At 64.4% G+C, this 391-nt stretch carries 1 protein-coding gene; it reads right to left on the bottom strand.

Annotated features, from left to right (window positions below; all coding sequences use genetic code 11):
* On the bottom strand, positions 1-391 hold a 391-nt coding region (locus AC1D0P_RS31305; RefSeq protein ID WP_477680283.1), incomplete at both ends, for an ABC transporter substrate-binding protein.

Genomic DNA, 391 nt, shown 5'->3' with positions numbered 1-391 from the left:
GGCTTGGATCTGCTCCCAGAGCGACCGTTCCGCCGGCCCCTGGAAGTCGCCGATCGGCACGTTGACGGTCAGCTTCTYGCCGTCCTTGACACGGAAACCGTTGACGTCCCTGTCCTTCCAGCCGGCTTCGTCGAGCAGCTTGTTGGCCTTGTCGGCATCGTAGTCGTAATAGCTTTTGAAATCCGGCGAGGCGAATGGCGTCACGGCGCTCAGCGGCCCGGGCGCGCGCTTGTAGCGGCCGAAGAACACGCTGTCGAGCGCACCCTGGATATCGGCCGAGCGGACGAAGGCCTCACGGACGCGGATGTCGTTGAACGGCGCCCGCTTGGTGTTGAGCGCCGCATTGGTGGGATTGCCCGGCCGATCCTTGACGATCAGCGTCAGATTGGGG

This window comes from Polaromonas sp. P1_G2 (genome assembly GCF_056405515.1).
The sequence above is the reverse complement of the archived record's forward strand: the minus strand, read 5'-3'. Positions and strand labels throughout refer to the sequence as shown.